This window comes from Rhodopila sp., from assembly GCF_035548235.1.
Lineage (GTDB): Bacteria > Pseudomonadota > Alphaproteobacteria > Acetobacterales > Acetobacteraceae > Rhodopila.
In genome coordinates, this window is the sequence record NZ_DASZTJ010000233.1 from 1 (window position 1) to 6,868 (window position 6,868).

Here is a 6,868-nt window from a genome sequence, read left to right on the forward strand (position 1 = left end):
CCCAGGAGCCTTCGGCGGCGTGGACGTCGAAGAAGCCGCGCACTTCCGACAGGATCGAATCGAAATTGCGGGTCTTCACCTTGTTCACGGTGCTGATGGTGTTGCCGTGCATCGGATCGCAGAGCCAGACCACCTTGCGGCCGGCACGCTGCACCGCGCGCACCAGAGGCGCCAGCCTGGCGCCGATCTTGTCCGCGCCCATGCGGCTGATCAGCGTGATCCGCCCGGCCTCGTTGTCCGGGTTGAGGATGTCCAGGATGCGCAGCAGGTCGTCCGGGTCCTGGGTCGGCCCGACCTTCATGCCCAGCGGGTTCTGCAAGCCGCGCAGGAACTCGACATGCGCGCCGTCGGCCTGGCGGGTGCGATCGCCGATCCACAGGAAATGCGCGGAGCAGCCGTACCAGTCCCCGGTCGTGCTGTCGACGCGGGCCAGCGCCTGCTCATAGGGCAGCAGCAGTGCCTCGTGGCTGATATAGAAGTCGGTCTCGCGCAGGTCGCGCGTCGTGGCGCTCGTCATGCCGCAGGCGGCCATGAAGGACAGCGTCTCATCGATCCGGGTGGCCAGGTCCTGGTAGCGTTCGGCCAGCGGGGAACGGCCGACGAAATCGAGGTTCCAGCGATGCACCTCGTGCAGGTCGGCATAGCCGCCCGAGGAGAAGGCGCGCAGCAGGTTCAGCGTGCTGGCGGACTGGAAATAGCCGAACTCCATGCGGGCCGGGTCGGGGATGCGGGCCTCGGGCGTGAATTCGGGACCGTTGATGATGTCGCCGCGATAGCTGGGCAGCGTGACGTCGCCCTGGGTTTCGGTGTCCGAGGAGCGCGGCTTGGCGAACTGCCCGGCCATGCGGCCCATCTTCACCACCGGCACGGACGCGCCGAAGGTCAGCACCACGGCCATCTGCAGCAGCACGCGGAAGGTGTCGCGGATGACGTTGGCGGTGAAGTCCGAGAAGCTTTCCGCGCAATCGCCGCCCTGCAGGACGAAGGCCTTGCCCTCGGCGACCAGGCCAAGCTGCGCCTTCAGGCGGCGGGCCTCGCCGGCGAAGACCAGGGGCGGGTAACGCCGGAGCCGGGCTTCCATGTCGGCCAGCCGGGTCGGGTCGGGATAGGCCGGCGCCTGCCGGATGGGGCAGTCGCGCCAGGAATCCGGGTTCCAGGGCTTGGCGGCGGCGGGGCTGGTCGGCATGGAACGATCTCCTCAGCGTGGTTTATGTCGCGAATTGGGGCATCTGGCTACTGGCACGGCATTTGGCGCGATCATTTGCCCACGTCCGGCTTCGGGGTGGCGGTCGGCGTCGGCGCCGGCGCCGGTCTGGGCGGCACGCTGCCTGTCAGGATGCTGGACGGCGGGATGCGGGACGGCGGGATGCGGGGCGGAACCGGGCCGGAGATCACATCGAAATCGAAACGCGACGGCTGCATGGAACACTCCTTGGCTGAGAGGACCGTTCCAGTCAGGCGAATTTCGCGAAGAAAAGGGCAAGAAACACGAAAGCCGCCTGGCTGGGCGGCTTTTGGGTCTTGCTTATGGTCGCATGATCCTAGGCCGCCGGAAAATACCGACGGTACCAAAATCGTGGCGCGGGGATCGAGCGAACCATGGGCGCGCATATACGGCGATCATGCAACGGTTGCAAGTGCCCTTCGCGCGGGCCTGTCATGGCCGCGAGGCGCGCGGGCGACAAGGCACGCGGGCGGCAAGATAGAGCGGCACAGGCGTCTATCCCGTCGTGGCCGGGCCAAGCCCGACCACGATAAGCCCGACCACGACGCAGAAGGGGGTCTCCGTCTCAACGCCCATAGGCGTCCACCCGCATGCCCCCTCATGCTCCGTCCCGACTTGTGATACAGCGAAACCGAGCGCGTCGCGCCCCGCCGGAATTTGCAATGAGCCTTGGCCTCGAAATCCTCGTCATCCTGCTGCTGATCGTCATCAACGGCCTGTTCTCCCTGAGCGAATTGGCGCTGGTCTCGGTCCGCCGCGCCAGGCTGGCGGTGTTGCAGCGCAAGGGGGTCCGCGGCGCCGATTTCGCCCGCACGCTGTCCGACGACCCGCAGCGCTTCCTGCCGACCGTGCAGGTGGGCATCACCCTGGTCAGCGTCTTCACCGGCGTCTTCGGCGGCGCGCGCATCGCGTCGCACCTCCAGGCCCTGATCGAGCTGGTGCCGTCGCTGGCCTCCTATGCCGAAAGCCTGTCGCTGACCATTGTCGTCATCGTCACCACCTACCTGACCCTGGTGCTGGGGGAGCTGGTGCCCAAGCAGCTTGCCCTGCGCGCGCCGGAGGCGATGGCGATCCGCGTCGCCCGCCCCGTGGCCTGGCTCGCCGCCATCACCGCGCCGGCGGTCTGGCTGCTGGGAAAGTCGTCGAACCTGGTGCTGATGCTGTTCGGTCTCAGCCGCATCCCCCGCCACACGGTGACGGAGGAGGAACTGAAGGCCCTGGTGACCGAGGGTGCGCAGACCGGCGTGCTGGAAGCCGAGGAGCGCGACATGATCGAGCGCGTGCTGCGCCTGGCCGACAAGCCGGTGCGCGCGATCATGACGCCGCGGACGGAGCTGGCCTGGATCGACCGCTCCAACCCGACCGCGGTGATCGCGTCCACCCTGAAGGCGACATCGCATTCGCGCCTGGTCGTCTGCGACAAGTCGATCGACAACGTGATCGGCGTGGTGCTGTCGAAGGACCTGCTGGACCAGCTTCTGGGCAAGAACGAGCTGTCGGTCGGCGCCAGCCTGCGCCAGCCGATGATCGTGCCGGACACGGTCACCGCGCTGGACGCGCTGGAACGGCTGAAAACGGACTCCCTCGGCCTCGCGCTGGTGATGGACGAGTACGGCAGCTTCGAGGGCGTGGTGACCGCCGCCGACGTTCTGCACGCGATCGTCGGCGAGTCGTCGGGTCCGGAGCACCAGGAAGGTGTGCCGGGTCCGGAAGGAGAGACCACCATGCAGCTCGACGGCATGACCCCGGTGGATGAGCTGAAGGCGCGCCTCGGCCTGCCGGACCTGCCGGCCGAGGGCAGCTACCACACGCTCGCCGGCCTGCTGCTGGCGCTGCTGCGGCGGGTGCCGCGGGTCGGCGACCGGATCGTGTTCGGCGGCTGGCGGTTCGAAGTGCTGGCGATGGACGGGCGGCGGGTCGACAGGGTCATGGCCGGACGCGAACCGGCGGCGGAAGCGTGAGTCCCACGATACGGCAATGCGCCATCCTGGCCGGCGGGCTGGGGTCTCGGCTGGGGGCGCTGACGGCGGCGACGCCGAAGCCCCTGCTGCCCTGCGGGGACCGGCCGTTCCTGGCCTGGCTGATGCGGGAGTTCGTCCGCTTCGGGGTGGAGGAGTTCCTGCTGCTGACCGGGCATCTGTCCGAAACCGTCGAGCAGGCGGTGGACGGGCTGCGGGCGGGCCTGCCCCGATCGGCGCGGATCGTGCTGTCGGCGGAGCCGGCGCCGGCGGGCACGGCCGGGGCGCTGTTCCATGCGCGGAACCGGCTGGAGGAGCGGTTCCTGCTGGCCAACGGGGACACGGTTTTCGATGCCAACCTGGGCCGGCTGCTGGCGGACGCGGCGGCTGACGCGCCGCCGGTCGCGGGACGGCTGCTGCTGCGTCCGCCGCCGGCGGGCAAGCGGTTCTCCACCGTGCGGCTGGACGGGGACCGGATCGCCGGCTTCGACATCGCCGACGGGGGTCCGATCCAGGCAACCGGCGATCACCCGACCCACGCCGCGTCCGGCGGTTCCACGACCCACGCCGCGCCCGGCGATCACCCGATCCACGCCGGCATCAGCGTCTTCAACCGCTCGCTGCTGGCGGGCGCGCCGCCGTCGGGGTCGCTGGAGCGGGACGTCTTCCCCCGGCTTGCCGCCGCCGGCAGGCTGCGCGGCACCGTCGCCGGCGGTTACTTCCGCGATATCGGCATCCCGTCCGACTACGCCCTGGCGCAGGCCGAGATCCCCCGGCTGCTGCGCCGGCCGGCGGTGTTCTTCGACCGCGACGGGGTGCTGAACGTCGACCACGGCTATGTCGGCACCCGCGACCGCTTCACCTGGACGGATGGCGCGATCGACGCCCTGCGCCTGGCGGCCGACGCCGGCTGGCACGTCTTCGTCGTCACCAACCAGTCCGGCGTCGCCCGCGGCTACTACACCGAGGACGACGTGCGCGCCCTGCTCGCCTGGATGGCCGACGAGGTCCGGCTCGCCGGCGGCACGATCGACGACGCGCGGTTCTGCCCCTATCACCCCGAGGCGAAGGTCGACGCCTATCGCCAGGCCCATGCCTGGCGGAAACCGGAACCGGGGATGCTGCTGGACCTGATGGACGCGTGGGAGGTCGATGCGGACCGCTCGATCATGATCGGCGACCAGCAGACCGACATGGACGCCGCGAAGGCGGCCGGCATCGCGGGGTACCTGTTCCCCGGCGGCAATTTAACCGAATTTTTACGCCCGCTGCTTAAGCCTGCCGCCTGACCTGTCTGTCAGGAGCGTGCGTTGCCTGTTGTGCCCTCGCGTTCGACGCCGACATCGGCGCCCTGCCCTGTCCCCACCATCCGCGCCCGCGTTCCGTTGCGCCTCGGGCTGGCGGGCGGGGGGACCGATCTCAGCCCGTATTGCGACGAGTTCGGGGGCGCGGTGCTGAACACGACCATCGACCGCTATGCCTATGCCTTCATCGACGCCTCGCCCGACCACCGGATCCACCTCCACGCCCCCAATCTCGGCATCACCGAGACGCTCGGTACCGACCTCTCCTGCGCCGCCACCCTCGGTCTGCACGCCGGCGTCGCGGCGCGGATGGCGCGGCTGTTCGGCAACGGCACGCTGCCGCCTCTTCGCCTGACATCCTATGTCGATGCGCCGCCGGGATCGGGCCTGGGGTCGTCCTCGGCGCTGGTGGTCGCGCTGGTGGAGGCTTTCGCCGCCCTGCTGTCCGTCCCCCTCGGCCCCTATGACGTCGCCCGCACCGCCTGGGAGATCGAGCGCCAGGACCTGGGCCTGCCCGGCGGGCGGCAGGACCAGTACGCGGCGACGTTCGGCGGCACCAACTACATCGAGTTCCTGGGCGAGCAGGTGATCGTCAACCCGCTGCGCGTCGCGCCGGCGGTGCTGAACGAGTTGGAGGCGTCGCTGGTGATCTGCTTCACCGGCGTGTCCCGCCGGTCGGACGCGATCATCGCCGAACAGCAGCGCCGCATGCGTCCGGGCGACGCCGCCCTGGCCGGGCTGCACCGGCTGAAGGCCGATGCGCAGGCGATGAAGCAGGCGCTGCTGCGGGGCGACGTCCCCGGCATGGCGTCGATCCTCAACCGGTCGTGGGAAGCGAAGAAGCGCACCGCCTCCGGCATCAGTTCGGCACGGATCGAGGCGTTGCGGGACGCGGCGTTCGCCCATGGCGCCATCGGCGGGAAGGTCTCCGGTGCCGGCGGCGGCGGGTTCATGATGTTCATCGTGCCGCCCGAACGGCGGGTGGGCGTGATCCGGGCGCTGAACGCGGCGGGGGGCGAAGCGGCGTCGACGCGCCTGACCACGCGCGGCGCGGAGTCCTGGCATGCCGCGGCGCCGGAACGGACGGCGATCCTGCCGCATCTGGGCGCGGCGGCGTGACAGGCGGGCGTCGGGGTCGGAACCCACGACCCTCCGTCGTCACATGATCAAGTCGCCGGCCCTGTGGCGGCGGCGGACAGGGAACGCGAGATATCGTGCGCGAGCGAGGCGACATAGGGCGGCTTGATCAGGCCGATATGGGTTCCGGTCGCTCTCTGGTAGTCCAGTTCCTTGACCAGGTCGTGCCATAGCAACGACAGGTCTTTCGTATCCGCGGCACAGAACAGGGTCAGCTTTCCCGGGTAGAAAAACGGCTTCCACCGCTTCAGCAGCATCTCGTTGGCCAGCAGCATCCGGGCGCCGTCCTTGCCGAACTGCAGATCCTCCGGGATCCCCTCCAGGCCGCGTCGCTTGAGCACGTAACGACGCGAGTAATAGGCGAAGCTCGTCTTGGGATGGTTCGTGAAAAGGCGGACGGCGTGCTGGCGCATCCTTTCGCGAATGTTGACCATCCAAAAAGACAGCGGCCAGTACGGCTTGGGCGTGAGCGTGTCCAGCATGATGAGACAACCGATCGGCTGTCCTGCTTTCAGCAGCCGCTGCGCCATTTCAAAGACGACCATCCCGCCGAAGGAATGACCGAGCAGGAAATACGGTCCGTGCGGTTGCAGCCGCGTGACTTGCTCCAGGTAGTGGTCGACCAGTTCGTCGAGGTCGTCGTCCGGCTCACTGTCGTCGTCGACGCCGCGGGCTTCGATGCCATAGACGGGCATGGTCGTATCGAGATGGTTGGCCAGGTCGGCGAAGCCTTCGATCCGTCCGCCGGTCCCCGGCACGAGGAAAAACGCAGGTCCTGGCTGTCCGGGCTTGAAGGCGACGATGCGCGCTGCCCCCTTGCCTGGCCCCTCTCCCGGGCTTTCGTCCGATGGGCCGATATCGTGATCTGTGATTTCCGGAGCAACGCGACTCATCGTGAATCGATTCCTTGCTTACGTCGGTCCGCCCCCGGTATGGTTTGGCTTATCGCAAATCGTTCCGCAAGAGGGAAGCGGATGTCCCCCAGGCAAGTGGGCACGGCTCTCGGCCCGCCGTGTGGTTGTGCCTTCCGCGCCCCGTGGCCGACGGCAGAGCCGCTCTCGCGCATCGTCGCCACACGGCGGACGACGATACGTGGTTCGTCTGAACGGGACCGCCCAGTGCTGCCGTCCCCAGTGCTGCCGTCCCCAGTGCTGCCGTCCCCAGTGCTGCCGTCCCCAGTGCTGCCGTCCCCAGTGCTGCCGTCCCCAGTGCTGCCGTCCCCAGTGCTGCCGTCCCCAGTGCTG

The 6,868-nt window shown here is 68.9% G+C and carries 6 protein-coding genes; 3 read left to right on the forward strand and 3 right to left on the reverse strand.

Annotated features, from left to right (window positions below):
• On the reverse strand, positions 1-1,186 hold a 1,186-nt coding region (locus VHB27_RS19115), incomplete at its 3' end, for a 3-deoxy-7-phosphoheptulonate synthase class II (RefSeq protein ID WP_325603493.1).
• A gap of 71 nt (positions 1,187-1,257) precedes the next feature.
• Complete coding sequence (locus VHB27_RS19120) at positions 1,258-1,422, reverse strand: hypothetical protein (protein WP_325603495.1); 165 nt, start codon at positions 1,420-1,422, stop codon at positions 1,258-1,260.
• 465 nt (positions 1,423-1,887) lie between these two features.
• Between VHB27_RS19120 and VHB27_RS19125 the strand changes: the two genes are divergently transcribed.
• The 3 genes from VHB27_RS19125 to VHB27_RS19135 are packed head-to-tail and all read left to right on the forward strand — an operon-like array spanning position 1,888 to position 5,606.
• Positions 1,888-3,186 carry a hemolysin family protein gene (locus tag VHB27_RS19125; protein ID WP_325603497.1) on the forward strand — a complete coding sequence of 433 codons (1,299 nt, stop codon included), beginning with the start codon at positions 1,888-1,890 and terminating at the stop codon, positions 3,184-3,186.
• Positions 3,183-4,472, forward strand: coding sequence for an HAD-IIIA family hydrolase (locus VHB27_RS19130; protein ID WP_325603499.1), 1,290 nt, complete (start codon positions 3,183-3,185; stop codon positions 4,470-4,472). Before VHB27_RS19125 ends, VHB27_RS19130 begins: the two co-directional genes overlap by 4 nt.
• A gap of 30 nt (positions 4,473-4,502) precedes the next feature.
• Positions 4,503-5,606: a hypothetical protein gene (locus tag VHB27_RS19135; RefSeq protein ID WP_325603503.1), complete on the forward strand. Its 1,104-nt coding sequence runs from the start codon at positions 4,503-4,505 to the stop codon at positions 5,604-5,606.
• 47 nt (positions 5,607-5,653) lie between these two features.
• Here the strand turns inward: VHB27_RS19135 and VHB27_RS19140 are convergent, their stop codons facing one another.
• Positions 5,654-6,517 (reverse strand): alpha/beta fold hydrolase, encoded by an 864-nt coding sequence (locus VHB27_RS19140; protein ID WP_325603501.1) that lies wholly within the window; start codon positions 6,515-6,517, stop codon positions 5,654-5,656.
• Positions 6,518-6,868 lie beyond the last annotated feature (351 nt).